This window comes from Pseudoalteromonas rubra, from assembly GCF_005887115.1.
GTDB classification, from domain to species: Bacteria; Pseudomonadota; Gammaproteobacteria; order Enterobacterales; family Alteromonadaceae; genus Pseudoalteromonas; species Pseudoalteromonas rubra_F.
This window is the reverse complement of record NZ_PNCJ01000017.1, coordinates 335,229-355,865: the sequence shown is the minus strand read 5'-3', so window position 1 is coordinate 355,865 and position 20,637 is coordinate 335,229. Positions and strand designations below refer to the sequence as shown.

At 49.6% G+C, this 20,637-nt stretch carries 19 protein-coding genes; 11 read left to right on the top strand and 8 right to left on the bottom strand.

All coding sequences use genetic code 11. The annotated features are described in order from the left end of the window. Positions 1–18 precede the first annotated feature (18 nt). From CWB98_RS13750 to rph, 4 genes are all read right to left on the bottom strand, one after another. Positions 19–636, bottom strand: coding sequence for a flavin prenyltransferase UbiX (locus CWB98_RS13750; protein WP_138545382.1), 618 nt, complete (start codon positions 634–636; stop codon positions 19–21). Between the two features lie 4 nt (positions 637–640). Next, positions 641–1,990, bottom strand: coding sequence for a UDP-N-acetylmuramate:L-alanyl-gamma-D-glutamyl-meso-diaminopimelate ligase (mpl, locus tag CWB98_RS13745; RefSeq protein WP_138545381.1), 1,350 nt, complete (start codon positions 1,988–1,990; stop codon positions 641–643). A 192-nt stretch (positions 1,991–2,182) separates the two neighbouring features. Next, on the bottom strand, positions 2,183–2,827 hold the full coding sequence (gene pyrE / locus CWB98_RS13740; protein ID WP_125559088.1) for an orotate phosphoribosyltransferase: 645 nt from the start codon (positions 2,825–2,827) through the stop codon (positions 2,183–2,185). A 25-nt stretch (positions 2,828–2,852) separates the two neighbouring features. Then, positions 2,853–3,566: a ribonuclease PH gene (gene rph, locus CWB98_RS13735; RefSeq protein WP_010383487.1), complete on the bottom strand. Its 714-nt coding sequence runs from the start codon at positions 3,564–3,566 to the stop codon at positions 2,853–2,855. Between the two features lie 225 nt (positions 3,567–3,791). Here rph and CWB98_RS13730 point away from each other — a divergent pair, with 225 nt between their 5' ends. Next, entirely contained in the window at positions 3,792–4,652 is an 861-nt protein-coding gene (locus CWB98_RS13730) for a YicC/YloC family endoribonuclease (protein ID WP_130244905.1), read from the top strand. Positions 4,653–4,768: 116 nt separating this feature from the next. Here the strand turns inward: CWB98_RS13730 and CWB98_RS13725 are convergent, their stop codons facing one another. Further along, positions 4,769–6,040: a HEAT repeat domain-containing protein gene (locus CWB98_RS13725; protein ID WP_171045656.1), complete on the bottom strand. Its 1,272-nt coding sequence runs from the start codon at positions 6,038–6,040 to the stop codon at positions 4,769–4,771. A 182-nt stretch (positions 6,041–6,222) separates the two neighbouring features. On the opposite strand from CWB98_RS13725, the gene CWB98_RS13720 reads away from it, so the two are divergent. After that, positions 6,223–6,825 (top strand): DUF4377 domain-containing protein, encoded by a 603-nt coding sequence (locus tag CWB98_RS13720; protein WP_171045655.1) that lies wholly within the window; start codon positions 6,223–6,225, stop codon positions 6,823–6,825. Positions 6,826–7,007: 182 nt separating this feature from the next. On the opposite strand, the gene CWB98_RS13715 is transcribed toward CWB98_RS13720, so the two are convergent. After that, on the bottom strand, positions 7,008–7,763 hold the full coding sequence (locus CWB98_RS13715) for a hypothetical protein (protein ID WP_138545378.1): 756 nt from the start codon (positions 7,761–7,763) through the stop codon (positions 7,008–7,010). Next, a complete protein-coding gene (locus tag CWB98_RS13710; RefSeq protein WP_138545377.1) occupies positions 7,760–8,632 on the bottom strand; it encodes an ABC transporter ATP-binding protein in 873 nt (290 codons plus the stop codon). Before CWB98_RS13710 ends, CWB98_RS13715 begins: the two co-directional genes overlap by 4 nt. Positions 8,633–9,183: 551 nt before the next feature. Between CWB98_RS13710 and CWB98_RS13705 the strand changes: the two genes are divergently transcribed. The 6 genes from CWB98_RS13705 to CWB98_RS13680 all read left to right on the top strand — a co-directional run bounded on the left by CWB98_RS13705 (position 9,184) and on the right by CWB98_RS13680 (position 16,112). Further along, entirely contained in the window at positions 9,184–10,356 is a 1,173-nt protein-coding gene (locus CWB98_RS13705; protein WP_138545376.1) for a MerR family transcriptional regulator, read from the top strand. Between the two features lie 109 nt (positions 10,357–10,465). Continuing rightward, on the top strand, positions 10,466–11,089 hold the full coding sequence (gmk, locus tag CWB98_RS13700; protein WP_138545375.1) for a guanylate kinase: 624 nt from the start codon (positions 10,466–10,468) through the stop codon (positions 11,087–11,089). 162 nt (positions 11,090–11,251) lie between these two features. Next, complete coding sequence (gene rpoZ / locus CWB98_RS13695) at positions 11,252–11,527, top strand: DNA-directed RNA polymerase subunit omega (protein WP_054014719.1); 276 nt, start codon at positions 11,252–11,254, stop codon at positions 11,525–11,527. 250 nt (positions 11,528–11,777) lie between these two features. After that, positions 11,778–13,880: a bifunctional GTP diphosphokinase/guanosine-3',5'-bis pyrophosphate 3'-pyrophosphohydrolase gene (gene spoT, locus CWB98_RS13690; protein WP_138545374.1), complete on the top strand. Its 2,103-nt coding sequence runs from the start codon at positions 11,778–11,780 to the stop codon at positions 13,878–13,880. 10 nt (positions 13,881–13,890) lie between these two features. Beyond that, a complete protein-coding gene (locus CWB98_RS13685) occupies positions 13,891–14,283 on the top strand; it encodes a RidA family protein (protein WP_010383501.1) in 393 nt (130 codons plus the stop codon). A 218-nt stretch (positions 14,284–14,501) separates the two neighbouring features. Continuing rightward, positions 14,502–16,112 (top strand): DUF342 domain-containing protein, encoded by a 1,611-nt coding sequence (locus CWB98_RS13680; protein ID WP_138545373.1) that lies wholly within the window; start codon positions 14,502–14,504, stop codon positions 16,110–16,112. A 42-nt stretch (positions 16,113–16,154) separates the two neighbouring features. Here CWB98_RS13680 and asnA read toward each other — a convergent pair whose 3' ends face one another. Further along, positions 16,155–17,150, bottom strand: coding sequence for an aspartate--ammonia ligase (asnA, locus tag CWB98_RS13675; RefSeq protein WP_138545372.1), 996 nt, complete (start codon positions 17,148–17,150; stop codon positions 16,155–16,157). A gap of 179 nt (positions 17,151–17,329) precedes the next feature. Between asnA and asnC the strand changes: the two genes are divergently transcribed. Genes asnC through recG form a run of 3 tightly spaced genes read left to right on the top strand, consistent with a single transcriptional unit; the run spans position 17,330 to position 20,627 of the window. After that, positions 17,330–17,788, top strand: a complete 459-nt coding sequence (asnC, locus tag CWB98_RS13670) for a transcriptional regulator AsnC (RefSeq protein WP_010383506.1) — start codon at positions 17,330–17,332, stop codon at positions 17,786–17,788. 53 nt (positions 17,789–17,841) lie between these two features. Beyond that, on the top strand, positions 17,842–18,540 hold the full coding sequence (trmH, locus tag CWB98_RS13665; protein ID WP_138545434.1) for a tRNA (guanosine(18)-2'-O)-methyltransferase TrmH: 699 nt from the start codon (positions 17,842–17,844) through the stop codon (positions 18,538–18,540). Positions 18,541–18,542: 2 nt separating this feature from the next. Beyond that, positions 18,543–20,627 carry an ATP-dependent DNA helicase RecG gene (gene recG, locus CWB98_RS13660; RefSeq protein WP_138545371.1) on the top strand — a complete coding sequence of 695 codons (2,085 nt, stop codon included), beginning with the start codon at positions 18,543–18,545 and terminating at the stop codon, positions 20,625–20,627. Positions 20,628–20,637: the final 10 nt, after the last annotated feature.

The window sequence follows — 20,637 nt, the reverse complement described above, 5'->3', positions numbered from 1 at the left end:
CTGTTTAACCGAGTGGCATCAATCGCCATAGCCCCAGCGTTTCGCCAGCTGATGTTCTATGCCTAAATGATCTAAAATACGCGCCACCATAAAATCGACAAGATCTTCGATGCTCTGTGGCTGGTGATAAAACCCGGGCGCCGCAGGCATAATAGTGACCCCCAGGCGGCTCAGTTTAAGCATATTTTCCAGATGAATGGCACTGAACGGTGTTTCTCTGGGCACCAGGATCAGTTCACCGCGCTCTTTGATCACCACATCTGCCGCGCGCTCTAGCAGGTTGTCGGACGCGCCCATGGCAATCGCCGACACGCTACCCGCGCTGCACGGGCAGACCACCATTTTCTTGGGCGCCGCAGAGCCCGACGCCACCGGGCTGAACCAGTTGTCTTTACCAAACACCTGGATCTGCCCAGCCCTGGCCTGATAGAGCTCACTGAGCTGTGCTGTGGCCTTGCCTTCGTTGCCAGATAACTTGATGTTAGATTCGGTGTCCAGCACCACTCGCGCCGCACTGGAGATCAGCACATAAACCTGATAATCCAGCGCCACCAGCACTTCGAGTAAACGCAAACCATATGGCGCGCCGGATGCGCCGCTAAATGCCAGCGTAATGGCCGGCTTAAATTGTGACATAACTTTATGACCTCTTTTCGCGCAGTGCACTTAACACTGCGGTGTGGATCCCATTAAACCCACCGTTGCTCATGATCAAGACGTGTTCACCCGGTTTTGCTTTGGCCGCCGCCGCCGCGACGATGTCATCTGTGTTGTGATAGCAGTCATAGCCCGCCCGCTTAGCCGCGTCTTGCAATGACCAGCTGAGGTTGGGCGGCTCAAACAACATCACCTCATCGGCTGCCGCCAGCGAGTCCATCAGGGTTTGCTGGTGGACGCCCATTTTCATGGTATTGGAGCGTGGTTCCAAAATCGCAGTGATGCGGGCATCGCCCACTTTGGCACGTAATCCTGCCAAAGTGGTTTCAATGGCCGTAGGGTGATGTGCAAAATCGTCATACACACACACGCCGTTTACCTCCCCCAGCAATTCCATGCGTCGCTTGGGCGAGATAAATTCACCGAGCGCCTCAATACTGACAGACACAGGAATCCCCACATGACGGGCAGCCGCAATGGCCATCAGGGCATTTTTGACGTTATGCTCACCAATGGCCTGCCAACTCACAGTGCCCTGACTTTCGTTGTTCAGTAACACCTCAAACTGGCTGCCATCGGCTTGACACAGACGATAATCCCAGTCGCCCCCCAGGGTTTCTTGCTGGCTCCAAAAGCCTTTGTCTATCACTTCGCACAGGGGTTTATCCGCTGCCGGGTAAATCGCTTTACCCTGCGCGGGTAAGGTACGAAGTAAATGGTGGAACTGGGTCTGAATGGCGGCCAGATCAGCAAAAATATCGGCGTGATCGAACTCCAGGTTATTCATGATCAGGGTGCGCGGCAGGTAATGAACAAACTTACTGCGCTTATCAAAAAACGCTGTGTCGTATTCATCGGCCTCAATGACAAAAAACGGGGTATCACTGGTGCGTGCCGACACCCCAAAATTTTGCACTATGCCACCAATCAGAAAACCCGGGCGTAATCCTGCATATTCCAGCAACCAGGCCAGCATACTGGCGGTGGTGGTTTTACCATGCGTACCGGCCACCGCCAGTACCCATCTGTTTTGCAGCACATGATGTTTTAGCCATTCAGGGCCTGAGGTATAAGGCAAGCCGCGCTCCAGTACATATTCCACACAGGCGTTCCCCCGGCTCATGGCATTGCCAATCACCACCATATCGGGTGCCGGGTCCAGCTGGGCCGGATCATAGCCCTGGGTTAATTCAATACCAAGCGACTCCAGCTGAGTGCTCATAGGTGGATAAACGTTTTGGTCGGATCCCGTCACCTTGTGGCCCAGCGACTTCGCAATCGCCGCAATGCCACCCATAAAGGTGCCACAGATCCCAAGAATGTGAATATGCATGATTTTATTAACTAATAAGCTGACTAACCCGCTTAGGTTATCATACTCGCCTGAACCTTGGCTGGTTTTGTGAGCAGAACCACACAAAACACTTTTGCAGCTGGTACAAAGTCGCTTTTTCAGGCATGAAAAAACCGGCTTAAGTACGTCACCCAAGCCGGTTTTTAAATACGATTTTAACGGTCTACTTAATTAAGCAACACCGTACTGGTCACGATACGCTTTTACCGCTTCCAGGTGCTCGGCCATATCACCTTGCTGTTCAAGGTAAGTGATTAAATCAGCCAGTTTCACGATAGATACCACAGCGGTATTAAAGTCACGCTCAACTTCCTGAATGGCAGACAACTCACCTTTACCTTTTTCCTGACGATCCAAGGCAATCAGCACACCGGCCAGATCGGCGTCATTGGCAGCAATGATCTCCATCGACTCACGGATAGCCGTGCCTGCCGTGATCACATCATCCACCAGCATGATACGGCCAGTCAGCTCAGACCCTACCAGGTTGCCGCCTTCACCGTGCTGCTTTTTCTCTTTACGGTTAAAGCAGTATGGTACGTCTTTGTCGTAGTGATCTGCCAGTGCCACGGCAGTGGTGGTCGCAATTGGGATCCCTTTATACGCCGGACCAAACAGGACATCGTACGCAATGCCAGCATCTTCCAATGCGGCTGCGTAAAAACGACCTAAACGTGCCAGATCACGGCCCGTATTGAACAGGCCCGCATTGAAGAAATAAGGGCTGGTACGGCCAGATTTAAGCGTAAACTCACCAAACTTCAGCACCTGCTTTTGCAGAGCAAATTCAATAAAGTCTTTTTGATACTGTTTCATACGATACCTTCTTATTTACGAATACTTATGCCAGTGCCTGTTTTTGCAGGTCGATGATCTCACGAATTGAATGCTTAGCCAGTGCCAGCAACTCATCCAGCTCTTCAAATGAGAAAGGTTCGCCCTCAGCTGTACCTTGTACTTCAATCAGTTTGCCGGTTTCGGTCATGATCACGTTCATGTCGGTCTCGGCTTCTGAGTCTTCCAGGTATTCCAGATCGGTAATGGCTTCGCCGTTGTATACGCCCACAGAGATAGCCGCAATCATAAACTTCAGCGGGTTCGCGTTGATCATGCCCTTGGCACGCATGTGCGTCAGCGCATCAACCAAAGCAACACAAGCACCGCTGATAGACGCAGTACGTGTACCACCGTCGGCCTGCAGGACATCACAGTCGATAGTAATGGTGTTTTCACCCAGCGCGCTCAAATCAACCGCGGCACGCAATGCACGCGCGATCAAACGTTGGATTTCCATAGTACGACCGCCCTGCTTGCCTTTTGCCGCTTCACGACCATTACGCGTATGAGTAGAACGCGGAAGCATCCCGTATTCTGCAGTGATCCAGCCTTTGCCCTGGCCTTTCATAAAACGCGGTACCCCCGCTTCAACCGTGGCAGTACACAACACCTTAGTGTTGCCAAACTCTACCAGCACCGAGCCCTCGGCATGCATAGTATAGTTACGTGTAAAAGTTACCGGTCTGATTTGATTTGCAGTTCTTTCGCTTGGACGCATCCACCTTCCCCTATGATCAAAGTTTCGCGATATTATAAAGGGTTCCCAGGCGCTATGCCATGCGGATCGCGAATAATTCACGCCCAGCCACTAGAGCTGGCCGATGTTTCAGCTATAATGGCGGTGTTTCGTTCATGGCGATGTGTGTGTTCAGCAACGACAGCGCTGACCCTTTGGTCACCACATGCAGACACGCCACAACCTTAAATTAGATTAGGAACTTATATGATCCATAGTATGACCGCTTATGCCCGTAAAGAGATCAAGGGCGACTGGGGCACCGGTGTGTGGGAGATCCGCTCCGTAAACCAACGCTATCTTGAAACCTTTATCCGCGCACCGGAGCAATTCCGTGGCCTGGAGCCGGTTATTCGCGAGCGCCTGCGCAAACACTTACAGCGCGGTAAAGTGGAAGTATTTTTAAAGTTCACCGCCAACCCGGCGCACGTAGGTCAGCTGTCGATCAACGAAACCCTGAGCAAGCAGCTGATTGAAAACGCCAAGTGGGTGCAATCGCACAGCGGTGGCGAGATCAATCCTACTGATATCCTGCGTTGGCCAGGCGTCATGGAAGCCGAAGAAGTGGATCTGGACACAGTGAATAGCGAGTTGTTAAAAGGCTTTGATGCGCTGGTTGAAGACTTTAAAGCCGCACGCGCCAGTGAAGGTAACAACCTGGAAACCATGATCACTACCCGCCTGGACAGTATTCTGGAGCAGGTAGCCATCGTCGAAGGCCATATGCCGGAAGTCGCCAAATGGCAGCGTGAAAAACTCACCGCTAAGCTGGAAGACCTGAAAGCCGAAATCGACGAGAACCGCCTGGAGCAGGAACTTATCTATTTGGCGCAAAAACAGGACGTGGCAGAAGAACTCGACCGCCTCAAGTCACACGTTAAAGAAACCCATAAGATTTTGAAAAAAGGCGGCGCATGTGGCCGACGTCTGGACTTTATGATGCAAGAGTTCAACCGTGAATCTAACACCCTGGCGTCTAAATCCATCAATACCGAGATCACCAACGCCGCCGTTGAACTTAAGGTACTGATTGAGCAAATGCGCGAGCAGATCCAGAATATTGAGTGATTAAAACTAAACTCGTTGAAAAGCCCCAGCTGTTGGGGCTTTTTAGTTCAACACTCCCGCACTTCATTGCCTCTGCCGCCCCTCATGCAGATATAACAAAATGATTAAATTACTCTTTAATGAATGCCCAACGTTTTAAGGGCGTGCGCAAAGCTGCGGAAGTGTTCACTAAACCTGGTTGCGGGCACTCCCGCCATTAACACGCGGATCTCATAAATTTGCGCTTGCGTAGGCTGGATAAATGAACGGTTATAGTCATCCCCCCAATTCGCCAGCTCTGATTTAATATGACGTTCATCAAATATAGAAACGACCTGCTCGTTTGACATTAGCATCAGTAAAAATACCACTCTTTCCCACTTATTGATTTGATGAGACAGCGCGACACATGCTCGTGCGGTATGCGGATGATCTGAGCCACAAATGATATCCATCAACGCTTTCGCATTCAGGTAGACCCGTGTTTTTACAATCAGTCTTGCTGCCTCCTTGCATACTGAAGGAGAGGGATCTTTTAGCCCGTTCAACAGATAAGCCTTACTATTGTGGGAGTCTAACTTCAATAAACTGTTTAGCGCCTGCTTTCTGAGAGAGGGTGCGCCATGCTGATAAAAGAATTTGATCTTGTCTAGTGCATCAACACACTTAAGATAGCCAAGCCCCCAGATAGCCGCCTTAGTACTTGAGTCTTTAGTAAGATGCTCCCTGTAAAATGCCACAACATCATTACCATTTTCCAGGCAGTGCTTTACAGCCAGCTCACGTACCGACGAATGGCGATCAACTAGTCCTTTTTCAGCTACCTGAGCACTGTAAGTGGCCATTAGTAGGTGCTTTAATGAGGCCTTTCGGATTGGCATAAACTTATCATTTAATAAGCTTAGGTAGTACTTCTCCAGCACTTGCGGATAGTGAACGCCAGACCAGCGAAAAGCATGGGCCCTGACTAAGACATCTTTACTCGCAAAGGCCATAGGTAACAGCGTTTGGGCATCAACAATCTGATGTTCAATGACTAAATTCAAGCAGAGCCTGGCTACATAACTGTTTGCGCTTTGAACAGCTGCCAACAAATGGCCTCGGTTTGTTTCTGTTAACAGAAAAGTCTCTACTTGCCGAATAACATCTTGATGACTGGCTCTATGGCAGTCCTGTAGATGATATACTTGAGGAAGGCACTGAATAAAGGCCTCAACATTTTCGTCTACCATCAACTTGCTCAACGCTTTTACTGCCGCACCTCTAACGTGAGGCACCCAATCATTCACCCGGATAATTAGACAGGGAATAGCCACCGGATCGCCCATCATACCTAACCTTAAAACGGCGTTTTCTCGTTTGTGACCGTCATAATCCTGACTCAATTTAATGAGCTCTTCAATAGTCACTACCTGCTCCGGTTGAGTATTTCTATTTAAGGTTAATTTTTTCAAGTGACTGAATAATTTCTGCAAGTCATACACATTAGTGCCTTTTTTAAATATGCCCGATTAATCTGTCGACACCAATTGAAACACAAACGGGGTACAGTTAACATCATCGTGTAGTCAAATAAACAAGGAATATGGACATGACAAAAATGACATTACTCAGCAGGCAAGCGCTCATCTCCAGCGTGGCGGTGCTTTATCTCGCAGGGTGCGGCTCATCAGACTCCAGCGCTGCACCATCGTTACAGAATAAAAATGAGCGTGCAGAAACAAAAACACAGGTTTGGAGCATTGATGCTTACGCTCAACATTGTACCGGAGTGGCACAACAATTATGTCTCAGGGTCAAACCCTCTGATGAGGAAAGCTATTCATTGCATTATGGCTTGATTGAAGGGTTTGAATATCAATGGGGCCACCACTACCAGCTAGAGGTGACAGAGTCAGAGGTCAATAATACGCCTGCCGACGCTTCAAGCAAAAAGGTTCAACTCAAAGCCATAAGCTCGGTAAAAGAGGATAATATTGGGACTGAATACATTCTGTCAGATGTAAATTTACAGCCAGATACTCTGGTGTATGATGACAAAGAACAAGGCTATCGTTTCTTGGGTAAACCCTTTACCTGCACCGAATATGTAGACTGTGACCAGTTGTATTCTATGCGAGCAACAGGTGCCAAAGTAAACCTAACCTTCCGTTACGAAGGTAACGCCAATATCGCTCTGCTCAACTGGAATTAATAGCTGCGGCATCTGCATTAGTCGATGCCACATTATTCTTAGGCGAAGAGATCCACTTTGACTCCATTGACGTCACCATTACGGTGAGGCCATCTATTTGTGCGCAATGCGAAGATGTGCAGGCGTATCTGGCAGAGCAAAAAGCCCGGTAAACTTGGGCTCTTTGGCGCTGGTTTTACCCGTTACAGCTGAGTGACCACATCCCGGCGCTTGGCCTGTTTATACATAAAGTGGAAAAACAGCGAACTCAGCATAAATAAAATAACACTGGGCAGGCTTGCGAGCACCATCTGGCTTGCTTCGACAGGTATGCCACCGGCTAAAGATCTGAGCAAATACATCGAACCACTGACGGGGATATAGAGGCTTAGCTCACTCTCTATTGGTACCAAAAACACCATGAGCAGGAGCAGCTGAACAAAAGCAACAAAGGTACTCATCTGCTTATTTATCAGGGCGATGGCGCCTAACAGGTAAGACACCGCAAACCCAGCAACGACTACCTGCAAAAAGACCAGCAGCATCAACGGATGAAAGCGCACTTGCAGGTCAAAATACCAATTGATAAATGCAAACCCAACACCCACAACCAGCAACTGATACAGAACCAGCACCACTTTGCGTGCCAGCAATACACTAAACAGGGATGTCGCTGACGTTAAAATATGTGGTAACGTACCTAACTTGGCGTCTTCAACAATCTCTTCAGCGGCGGCAGATGAAATACCCACCGTCAGTGTCCACAGGTAATACCCCAAAACCAAAGATTCCATCCGCTGCAAAGATAATGCCCCGCCAGACAGATAAGAGGCGCCCGAAATAACCAGGATGAGAATGACAGCAGCAAAGACAATACTGGCATAAAAGTTCAGCGGGTATCGCTTTGAAGTCACCCACTTTCGATGGAGCTCCAGCCCGAGTAAAGTCATAAAATTCATAATAAGTTTAACTCCCTGCGGATCAACCCTTCCAGACTGGCCTGATGTCTTTCAACGGTGACGATGTTAAATCGCGTGAGCAATGTCAGCATCTCATTAAGGCTGCTCACAGCGGTGTCAAACCTGAGTGACTGCTCAGACAATCGCTCACACTGCATAGGGAGCACCTCAGGAAGCGTATGCTGCGTTGTAATGGTGTACTGCTCACCGCTAGTGCTAGCCAGTAAGGTTTGTGTATTGCCAAAGCGTACCACTTCCCCTTTATTAAGCAGTAATGAATAATTACCGAGTCGCTGCGCCGTATCCATCTGGTGTGTCGCTATCAGGACAATAGTGCCTGTCTCTTTGACTTGTTCAATACATGCTTCAAGCTCTTTCTGACTCTCAATATCTAGCCCTAACGTGGGCTCATCAAGCAACAAAACTTTAGGGCTGGAGATCAGTGAAAGGCACAATGCGAGGCGCTGTTGCATACCTCTGGATAGCAGTTGCACCTGCTGCCGGGCTTTGTCTGATAAGTTAAACTTCAAAAGAAGTTGCTGCGCAGTGTCTTTTGCAACCCGCCGTGATAACCCTTTTAAAACGCCAAAGTAGCGAAGGTTTTCAAATGCCGTCAATTTGGGGTAAAACGCCCTGGAAGAGTCAAATACAAACCCGATATCATGCGCCTGCAACTTTTGGTCCGGGCCAAAACAGATGCTGCCCTGATAGTCGTGAGATAAGCCGGCCAGTATTTTAAACAAGGTGGTTTTGCCAGCGCCATTGGGGCCTAAAATGGTTAATACCGTGCCCGGCTCTACGGAAAAAGAAACCTGCTTAAGCGCGCAATGACTGTCGAAATGTTTAGATAAGTTGGTGATAGTTAGCATACTTGATGCGTCCCAGCGGATGACTTCGAAACCAGCCTAACCAGTCTTGATAACTCGCTGTAATAATTCCCAGTGTAAAGCATAAAAACTGATAAAACAGGTTATTAGCTGATTGTCCAGCGCTATTCACGGGCTAAAGCAAGATTATGTATATCTTCATAAAAAAAGCGCTGTACATAGCGCCTGAAATTCTCCACTTTGTAATTGCGCTTGTCAGGACTGTTCCTAACGCGTATGCATCTCCCTATTTATTATTGTCGCTAAACTAGCAAGCAAATTACAAAACGCAACATTTTGGAAACACAACTAACACCCAACCTGCTCTTTATGAATACTTTTATGATCTTAATCAGCTCATTCAACGAATGTGCTGTAAGGCAATTTTCTTGCATTTAAGCGAAGACAGACACGCTTAAATAGGTACTTTAAACATCCCAATTTTTTGCTCTCAATCGTTGACCTGTCTATAACTTCATAGTTTATCGTTTTCATTTGTTACAGCCTGGCTGCGTTTATTTCGTGCCGGTCAGGCATACATAGGGAGCCAACGGGTGTATCGGATTTCTGAATTGGCTGCGCAGCTTGGATTGTCGCGCTCGACTTTGTTGTATTACGAAAAGCGCGGACTGCTCAGTGGCCGTCGCGCCAGTAATGGCTATCGACTATATGGCGAGCTGGATCTGCAAAAGGTGCGGCTGCTGCAACAGTTACAGGCCGGAGGGCTGACACTGAGCGAGTGCAAGCAGGCGTTGGAAGCTAAGCTAGACCGCACGGTGCTCAGCCACAGGCTGGCTGAGCTGGAAGCCGAGATAGCGCACAAGCAACAGGCGCATACCTTGTTATCGGCGCTGCTTGGGCACGGCTCGCTGCGCGACTGGCATGCACAGGCCGACAAACTGGCACCCGATGCACATCGACACTGGCTTGAACAACAAGGGTTTGATGAACAGCAGGCCCTGTACTTAAAATGGTTATCAAAAGACATGAATGAACACGATTCTTATATGGCCGACTTTATGGCGGTCTTTCATCAGTTAGAACGCTGGGGACCGGGCAGCAATACCGATACGCACAAAGCGTTGACGCATGTTCCCTTTGCCCCTCAAACCGTGCTGGACATCGGCTGTGGTAAAGGCTTTGCGACTGAGTTGCTGGCAACACAAACTCAGGCACAGATCACGGCGGTGGATAATGAAACACAGGCAATCGATAGCCTGGCGCAACGGTTAAAGCAACAGGGACTCGATAAGCGCGTCACGCCCCTGTGCGCCAGCATGACCGCACTGCCCTTTGCGCCCGGCAGCTTTGATCTGCTCTGGGCCGAAAGCTCGGCTTATATCATGGGCTTTGAAGCGGCACTGAATGCCTGGCGCCCGCTTCTGCGCCCGGCCGGTTGCCTGATGGTCAGCGATCTGGTGTGGTTACAGGATACGCCCTCAGAACAGGCAAGCGCCTTCTGGCAACAGGAATACCCGGATATGCACGCCATTGCAGCGCGTCTGGTGCAAATTGAGCAGGCAGGCTTTCGAGTGTTGGCGCACTTTACACTGAGTCAACAAGCCTGGGCAGACTATTATGAACCGCTCAAAGCCGAGGTCAAAAAGCAGCTCAACCACCAGCCAGAGTCAGCAGCACTGCTGGATATGGCCCGGGAAATTGCCATTTATGAGCAGTACCTTGGCGAGTTTGGTTATCAGATGTTTGTGCTGCAACGCACGGATTAAGCACCTCGGTGCTGGTAAGTTAAACGATATGGCTTTAAAATAACGCTTTTGGACAACCAGCGATGCGCCACGCCCACATCGCTGTATTGCAACCCTATAGGTCTGACGTATGCCACATCAAAATCGCGGTAATTTGTTTATTCTTTCGGCGCCTTCCGGTGCCGGAAAGTCAAGTTTGATTAAAGCCCTGCTGGAAAGACAAGATAAGGTCCGGGTATCGGTGTCTCATACGACCCGCGCACCTCGTCCGGGAGAGAATAATGGCGAGCACTATCACTTTGTGTCTGTCGATGAGTTTAAAACCTTAATCAATCAGAATGATTTTTTTGAGTGGGCGCAGGTTTTCGACAACTACTATGGTACCTCTAAGCAGGCAATCGAAGCACAGCTGGCTGCGGGTATCGATGTATTCCTTGACATTGACTGGCAAGGTGCGCGTCAGGTGCGTGAGCTGATGCCTGAAGTAAAAACCATCTTTATTCTGCCACCTTCTAAGCAGGCACTGGAAGAGCGTCTGAATAATCGCGGACAAGATTCTCAGAAAGTCATTGCCTCGCGGATGGAGCAGGCCAAATCTGAGTGCTCTCACTATAATGAGTTTGACTATCTGCTGGTCAATGATGACTTTGATACCGCTTTGAACGAATTGGAGCACATTGTGGTGGCTGCACGCCTGGAGCTGAAAAAACAGCAACAGAACCAGCAGGCACTGATCGCCGAACTGCTAAAATAAGCGATCTCTGTGGCTGGCTGTATCGAGTTTAGGTCTGCGACCGACCAATACAACCTTAAAGCCGTAACGACCCGATATTTTTTAACCATATACTTGGCGAATCCGGTGCTTTTTAGTAGACTAGCCCTTTGCTAAATGTATTGAATTTTTTGGAGTGCTTCGATGGCTCGCGTAACAGTAGAAGACGCAGTAGATAAAATTGGTAACCGTTTCGACCTAATTCTTGTTGCAGCGCGTCGCGCTCGTCAGATTGCAGTCGGTGGTAAAGACCCTATGGTTGATGCTGAAAATGACAAGCCAACCGTAATCGCATTGCGCGAGATCGAAAAAGGCATGGTCACCAGCGATTCACTGGACATGATCGATCGCGAAGAGCAACAAACTCAGGAAGCTGCTGAGCTTGCTGCTGTTGCTGCAATTGTGGGTGGCAATCGCTAATCCACTGCGACCTGTTATAAGATAACGCCAGCTTTTTAGCTGGCGTTATTGTTTCTGCGCCCCGGGCCAACAGCTTGTGTGTCGCCACCTCTTTATTAGACTAATAAATTTGTTAGTCGATTGGCTTCGAAGTCAATTCATCGTATATTCAGTACTTAACTTATTATTAATACCAATCAAACGTCATAGCCTTACTTCAGGATATGCTATTGCGTAATTGGTATAACTTCGCTGGAACATTGGAGTGTGAATGTATCTGTTTGAAGGCTTAAAGAAAAAAATATCAGAGTATCTGCCACCCGAAGACGTGGAACTGGTGCAAAAAGCCTACGTGGTTGCCCGCGAAGCGCATGAAGGGCAGACCCGCTCCAGCGGCGAGCCTTATATTACCCATCCCGTCGAAGTCACGCAGATCCTGGCCAGTATGAAGCTGGACCATGAAACCCTGATGGCGGCATTGATGCATGATGTCATCGAAGACACCGATTTCAGCCAAAGAGACCTGGCCGAGATCTTCGGTGATACGGTTGCTGAGCTGGTTGCCGGCGTCAGTAAGCTGGACAAACTCGACTTTAAAGATAAAAAAGAGTTTCAGGCGGAAAACTACCGCAAAATGATCATGGCCATGACTCAGGACATCCGGGTTATCTTGATCAAACTGGCTGACCGTACCCATAACATGCGTACGCTTGGCTTCCTGCGCCCGGAAAAACGTCGCCGGATAGCCCGCGAGACCCTGGAGATCTTTGCGCCGATTGCGAACCGTCTTGGTATCCATGACATCAAGAATGAGCTGGAAGATTTGGGCTTTGCAGCTCTATACCCTATGCGTCACAGAGCACTTAAATCAGAAGTTGCGAAAGCACGCGGTAATCGTAAGGAAGTGATCAGTAATATTCAGTCTGAGATTGAATCACGCCTGGAAGAAGCTGGTATTGACGCTTCGGTCAGTGGCCGCGAGAAGCACTTGTACAGTATCTACAAAAAAATGCTTAACAAAGAGCTGCTGTTCAACGAGGTGATGGATATTTATGCTTTTCGGATCAACGTCAACAGCATAGATACCTGCTATCGGGTGCTAGGTGTGGCGCACAACCTGTACAAGCCCATAGAAACCCGTTTTAAAGACTATATTGCAGTCCCCAAAACCAATGGCTATCAGTCGTTGCACACCTCTTTGGTTGGGCCTCATGGTATTCCGGTGGAGATCCAAATTCGTACTCATGATATGGATCATATGGCCGACAAAGGGGTTGCGGCGCACTGGATGTATAAAAAAGCCGGTGACAGCTCGGGGCATACCGCACAACAGCGTGCCAGACAGTGGATGCAAAGCCTGCTAGAGCTGCAGCAAAGTGCCGGCTCGTCGTTTGAATTTGTTGAAAACGTTAAGACAGAACTGTTCCCGGAAGAGATTTATGTCTTTACGCCGGATGGACGTATTATTGAGCTGCCTATGGGCGCCACGGCGGTCGACTTTGCCTATGCGGTACACACCGACGTGGGTAATACCTGTGTTGGCGCACGGGTTAACCGCAAGCCTTACCCACTGAGTAAAGCGCTGGATACCGGCCAGACTGTTGAGATCATTACCAGTTCGGGCGCACACCCCAATGCCACCTGGCTCAACTTTATCGTCACGGGTAAAGCGCGTCTGGGCGTACGTAACTACCTTAAGAGTCAGCATCAGGAAGAATCTATCCTGCTGGGCAGACGCTTACTTGACTCCGCGCTGGGCGAGCACAAGCTGGATGACATTCCAACCGAACAGATAGACCGAGTACTGGAAGAGCACTCACTCAATACGGTACTGGAACTACTGGTGGAAATTGGCAATGGCAACATCATGAGTATGTTGGTTGCAAAACGCCTGTTACAGGCCGATGATGCTATTGAAAGCCTGGCACAACAAGCGAAGGCACCAATTATCGGCACAGAAGGCATGCTGGTCACTTATGCCAAGTGCTGCCGACCTGTACCCGGTGATGATATTACCGCGTATGTCAGCCAGGGTAAGGGCCTGATGGTCCACCGCCAGGAATGTAAAAACATCAAAGGCTGGCAAAATGAACGTGCCAAGTACTTTGTGGTAAAGTGGGAAGATAACCCCGAAAAAGAATACATCGCAGCACTGCGGGTTGAGATCATCAACCACCAGGGTGCGTTGGCCAAATTAACCAATGTGGTTGCAAGTACCCAAGCTAATATTGTGGAGATTGCAACCGAAGAAAAAGAGAGCAACCTGTACGTGATTGATCTGGGTGTTACCGTTAAAGACAGGATCCACGTTGCAAATATTATGCGCCGGATCCGGGTAATGCCGGATGTACAACGCGTAACCAGGAAGCGATAAAGGAAAGACAATGAATAAAGCCATTATTTCAACCGATCAGGCGCCGGCGGCAATCGGCACCTACAGTCAGGCAGTTAAAGTCGGTACGGCGGTTTACCTTTCGGGGCAGATCCCTTTGGTGCCTGAAACAATGGAAGTCATCTCTGAAGACTTTGCGGAGCAAACACAGCAGGTATTTAAAAACCTGACTGCCGTATGTGAAGAAGCAGGCGGCCAGCTACAGGACATGGTGAAGGTAAATATCTTCCTGACTGACCTGAGTAACTTCGCCACTGTGAATGAGATCATGAGTCAGCATTTTAAAACGCCTTACCCGGCACGTGCTGCTATTGGTGTCAAAGAATTACCGAAAGGTGTACAAATTGAGATTGACGGCATCATGGAGCTGCCTTCCACCAACTAATACCTTAGTGTATTCGTATTACGACTCAGCCCGCTTTATGCGGGCTTTTTCATACCTGCCCGATGATTTTTCATAGCCTTAACTTTGATCTTAAACACTTGACCGCATACTATTAATTTAGCAATCTGGTCATAAGACCTAACTCTGTTATGGCCGTCTACAAAGGCAATTTGAGGTACTCATTATCGTAGTAAGTGATAAGCAATAAGGATAAGCCTGTGTTTAAACTCGCAAAAAATGGCAATATATTGATGGACGTCGCAGCTGCGTCGCCCCCCAGTGCAGCGTTTGTGGTTGAAGCACTTGAACGCTCACCTTATGCGGACTGCGCAATTGATCACGAGTCCATTGCAGCCTATTTTAAACAAGATACCCCCGCTGCTCAGCTGATTGTGGCTCAGCAAAAAGATGCCCATATCGAAGTGGCACTCAGCGAAGATAAAATGCAGGCAACCGCCAAACTGACAACTGCTCAGGGTGGTAAAATGATCAGCCTTGAGGATGCCAAACGCGCCATCGTCAAAATCGGCGTAACACGGGGCTATAAACAGGTTTATCTCGAGAATTTACTCAAGCAACAGCTTGAATCCATGCCAGGTACTGAGGTAACCGGGGTTGTCGCACAAGGCCGGCCACCTGAAAATGGTATCCCTGCTAAGTTAATTCCCCATGTTCAGACATTGAAAGAACGCCTGAAACAGCCCAAGTTACGTGAAGATGGCACCGTGGATATGCGAGATTTTGGTGCCCTGGCCAGTGTTGCGCCTGGCACCTTACTGGTTACCCAGCGTCCGGCAACACCTGGTAAAGAGGGCTTTACTGTTACGGGCGAAAGTATTACTCCAAAACCTGGCGACACCTTTCAGCTTGTTGCCGGTGAGGGCACAGAGATATCACCTACTAATCCGTTGCAACTGGTGGCCACCATTGCGGGTTGCCCCTCTGATGTTCCAAATGGCATGCGGGTAGACGACATCTTTACCATAGCCGATGTCAATGTACGTAGCGGCCATATTGAGTTCAGTGGCAGTGTACTGGTCACCCGCAATGTGGAGCCGGGGATGAAGATCAAGGCCCATGGCGATATTACTGTTATGGGCACTGTAGAATCGGGCGAATTGATTTCAGATGGCAATATCGAAGTCAAAGGTGGGGTCATAGGTCATCTGGATCACAGCAACGACGATCAGGGACTCACCTGTCGCCTGATAGCCAAAGGTGATGTCCAGATCACTCACGGTCAGTACACCTATCTGGAAGGCCACAATGTCTTTATCCAAAAGCAAAGCAATCACTGTGATATTAAAGCTGCAAACCTGTTGCAGGTTGGCCTGGATGAATCACCTAAAGGTAAGCTCATTGGCGGCACTATTTTTGATGCTAAGATGCTGGTGGCGGGCGAAGTTGGCAGCAGCTCAGGGGCAACCATGGCCATCTACCTGGCGCGCAGTGGCATGGAAATCACCGAGCGAACCGATCTGTGCCTGAAAGAATTAAGTCAGACTGATGAGCAGATCGACAATCTGCAAAAAGCGGTCGAAAAAGCCGATCATGTTAAAGACGCCGAAAAGAAAAAAACCTTACTGGCTAAGATAGGGGCAACGCAGGAGCATTATTGCAAACAAGCCGAAGCACTGGAGCATCAGCTGTCTGAATTAGATCATACTTTGCACGACTTGCTCGACAACACTCAGCTGGTGGTTAATACCTCATTGCACTCTGGCGTCGAAATTCATATTTTCGATAAGGTTTATAAAACCAACCGCAGTTATCCTCCCTGCAGCGCGAGGTTGCTCGAAGGAAAAATAGAAATTGAATTTAAGATGTAAGGGAGCCCACCCGGGCTCCCTTACTGTGTGTTGCCATCGCGCCTAAAGTAACCCAGAAACTTCAGTTTTAATGTGCTCAGGCCACACACCAACCTGGACCTGACCGATATGTTGCTTTTGCAGTAACAGCATAACCAAACGAGACTGACCAATCCCCCCGCCTATCGTCTGTGGCAGTGCCCCGGCCAGCAAGCTCTGGTGCCAGTCCTGCTCTAGCCTGTGCTCATCCTGGGTCAGGCTGAGCTGACGCTGCAGGCTGTCCGGACACACCCGGATCCCCATAGACGAAATTTCAAAGGCATCTTCGAGTACCGGGTTCCAGACCAGGATATCGCCATTGAGTCCCTGATATTGCTCGCAGGTGGGCGTTGACCAGTCGTCATAATCCGGCGCTCTGACGTCATGGATTTTGCCATCACCCAACTCGCCGCCAATCCCAATCAGAAATACCGCACCATATTCCTGAGCAATCGCTTTTTCTCTTTGTTTGGGCGTAAAATCCGGATACATGCGGCGCAGCTCTTCACTATGCACAAAGGTGATGTGTGGTGGCAAAAACGGCGTCAGCCCATAGTCAGATGCCAGTTGCAGCTCAGTCTCTCGAATGGCGCCGTACAGGGTCTCAACCGTATCTTGGAGTTTATCCAAAGAGCGCTCTGACTGCGCGCAGATCACCTGCTCCCAGTCCCACTGATCAACGTACACAGAGTGGATGGGTGACAGCTTGTCTTCGTCCGGTCGTAACGCTTTCATGTGCGTATAGAGTCCCTGCCCTGCACCAAAGCCATAATCGCCAAGTGTTTTACGCTTCCACTTTGCCAGTGAGTGCACGACCTCAAAGTCGCTGTCACTCAGCGTTTTCACCTTCACCTTAACGGCTGTTTCGGTGCCGCTGAGGTTATCCTGAATACCATCTCCTACTTTTGCCAGGATAGGTGCCTGGACTTCAATCAGGCCTAGCTTGTCAGTCAGTTGTTGTGAAAAAAGTGCTTTTGCACGGGCTATTTGCTGTTGTGTTTGCAGATACTGTTGCAACATATCGGTTTCCTCATTCCCAATGGTGTTGAATAACGGTGCAGGCTTGCTGCGTTAAATCTATCCTCAACAAAAACGAGCAAAGATTCAATACTCCACAACAAAAACACCTTTACACTATTTTTTTCTTTAAAAATTAGCTTTAATAATTATCGAATCAATAATTAGCGTGCAAAATATCCATGGAAAATTATCAAATCGATAATCTCGACCGTTCTATCCTTCATGCATTAATGGACAATGCCAGAACACCCTATGCTGAACTGGCCAAACGCTTTGCCGTCAGTGCAGGGACTATTCACGTGCGGGTCGAAAAGATGAAGCAAGCCGGTATTATCGTCGGCACCCGGGTCAGCATAGATGCCAAACAGCTGGGCTATGACGTATGTTGTTTTATCGGTGTAAATCTCAAACATGCGCGAGATTACCCGGCCACCATTGAACAACTCGAAGGGTTCGAAGAAGTTGTTGAAGCCTATTACACCACGGGTAATTACAGCATTTTTATCAAAGTGATGGCACGCTCAATTGACCATCTTCAGGATGTACTGATCAACAAGATCCAGACCATTGAGGCGATCCAGTCAACCGAGACCCTGATCTCCTTGCAGGCACCAATAATGCGTGAAGTAATGCCTTAGAGAGGCGCTTTTTGTTATAATCGCGGCAATTTAGTAGTTAAGAGCTGTAATTGATGGAAGAAAACCGTTTTCAGCGCGTTAAGCGCATTTTGGATCAACGCCAGACTGATTTAACTGTGTGCCTGGATGAAGTCCACAAGCATCACAATCTGTCGGCAATAGTGCGCACAGCCGATGCGGTCGGCTGCCATCATGTTCATGCGGTGTGGCCGCAGGAACAAAGACGCCTGACCAATAACACCTCAGGTGGCAGTAAAAACTGGGTAGAAACCCATATGCATGACGACATAGATCAGGCCGTTGCCGCGATCCGTGCGCAAAACCCGGGTATTCAACTGCTGGCCACAAACCTCAGCGATACCGCCGTAGATTTTCGCGAGATTGATTATACTAAACCGACTGCCGTTATTGTTGGGCAGGAACGTTTAGGGATCTCAGACCGGGCACTGGAACATGCCGATCAGCATATCGTGATTCCAATGGCAGGTATGGTGCAGTCGTTAAATGTCTCTGTAGCCGCAGCACTGATATTATATGAAGCACAGCGCCAACGTGAAGTAGCGGGGCTGTATCAGCGCAACGATATGCTCGACCCGGCGATTAAACATAAGCTATTGTTTGAAGGCTGTCACCCGATCATTGCCAATCGCTGCGTAGAAAAAGGCCTGCCCTACCCGGCGCTGGATGAAGTTGGGGAGATCGTCGCCGACGAGGCTTTCTGGAACACACTGAAGTTCAGTCAAAAAGGATAATTATGTCGCACCCCAATTTAGCCCAGTACGCCATCACCGACCTCAAGGGAGTCGGCCCTAAGGCCGCAGAGCGGCTGGCCAAATTGGGGATCCGCAGTGTGCAGGACATGTTGTTTCACCTGCCATTGCGGTATGAAGACAGAGCCAGAACTTACCGCATCGCCGAACTGATGCCACACCTTCATGTGAGTGTGGAGGGCGAAATTGAGCAGGCTAACATCACTTTCGGCAAGCGCCGTATGCTGGTGTGCCAGATAAACGACGGTACAGGCCGTATTACCTTGCGCTTTTTCAATTTCAGTGCAGCACAAAAAAATGCCATGCAAAGCGGCAAGATCATGCGCTGTTTTGGTGAAGTACGCCGTGGCCGGGTCGGCCTGGAAATGGCCCACCCAGAATACAGTATTCGCGATGAACTGAGTGATACACCGCAAGGCGCCGACACCCTCACGCCGGTTTATCCGACGACGGAAGGGCTTAAACAACTGAGCATTCGTGCCATTGCCGAACAGGCCGTTGCCTTGCTGCACAAATACGACATTGACGATCATTTGCCGCAGCGGTTCCGTCCCAATCAGCTGAGCTTAAAAGAGGCCCTGCTGACGCTCCACCAGCCACCCCAGAACATCGCACTGGACCAGCTGGAGTTGGGTCAGCACCCGGCGCAGCAACGCCTTGCGTTTGAAGAATTGCTGGCGCAAAACCTTAGCCTGCTGCAACTCAGGCAGCAAGGCCAGGCCGTCAAGGCCGTATCACTGCCGCCTAATAATCTGTTAGAAACCGAGTTTCTGGCTCAGCTTCCCTTTAAACCTACCGCGGCCCAAAGCCGGGTGGTGGCCGAGATCAAAGGCGACTTGCAACAGCCCTACCCTATGATGCGCCTGGTGCAGGGTGATGTTGGCTCAGGTAAAACCCTGGTCGCAGCATTAAGTGCACTGACCGCCATTGCTAAGGGCTACCAGGTGGCATTGATGGCACCAACGGAAATTTTATCCGAGCAGCACAACATCAATTTCCAGAACTGGTTTGCAACATTGGGTATTGAAGTCGTGTGGCTGGCGGGTAAAACCAAAGGGAAGGAACGCGAGCGAGTACTGGAGCGCATCAGCTCAGGTCAGGCGCAAATGGTGGTGGGCACCCATGCGCTGTTTCAGGAGCAAGTGCAGTTTAGCAATCTGGCCCTGATCATCATTGATGAACAACACCGCTTTGGCGTTCATCAGCGCCTCTCATTGCGTGAAAAGGGCAAGTTTAACGACTGCTATCCGCATCAGCTGGTTATGACGGCCACGCCAATCCCACGGACACTGGCCATGACTGCCTATGCCGATCTGGAAACCTCAGTGATCGATGAGCTGCCACCAGGGCGCACTCCCATCACCACCGTTGCCGTTCCGGATACCCGCCGCGAAGAAGTGATTGAGCGAGTACGACGCGCCTGTATTGAACAACAGCGACAGGTGTATTGGGTCTGTACTTTGATTGACGAGTCTGAAGCCTTGCAATGTCAGGCAGCCGAAGACACCGCAGAGCAGCTCACCAAAGCGCTGCCTGAGCTGAATATAGCCCTGGTTCATGGCCGTATGAAGGCGCAGGAAAAGCAGCAGATCATGCAGGACTTTAAGCTGGCACAAAGTCATGTGCTCGTTGCAACGACTGTCATTGAAGTAGGCGTTGATGTGCCCAATGCCAGCCTGATCATCATAGAAAACCCGGAACGCCTGGGGCTTGCACAGCTACACCAGTTGCGTGGCCGAGTTGGCCGTGGTGACATCGCATCGCATTGCTTGCTGCTTTATCATGCGCCTTTGTCAGCAACGGCGCAAAAGCGCCTGGGTGTGCTACGCGACAGCAATGATGGCTTTGTGATTGCTGAACGGGATCTGGAGATCCGCGGTCCAGGCGAAGTACTGGGCACTCGCCAGACCGGCCTTGCCGAGCTGAAGATTGCCGATCTGAGCCGAGACAAGGTGCTGCTGCCTCAGGTGCGCAGCCTGGCCTTCACCTTGCTGCAACAGCACCCACAAGCCGTTGAGCCGCTGATTCAGCGCTGGCTGCCCAACCGCAGTGAATTTGCCATGGCTTAGTCATGGATTA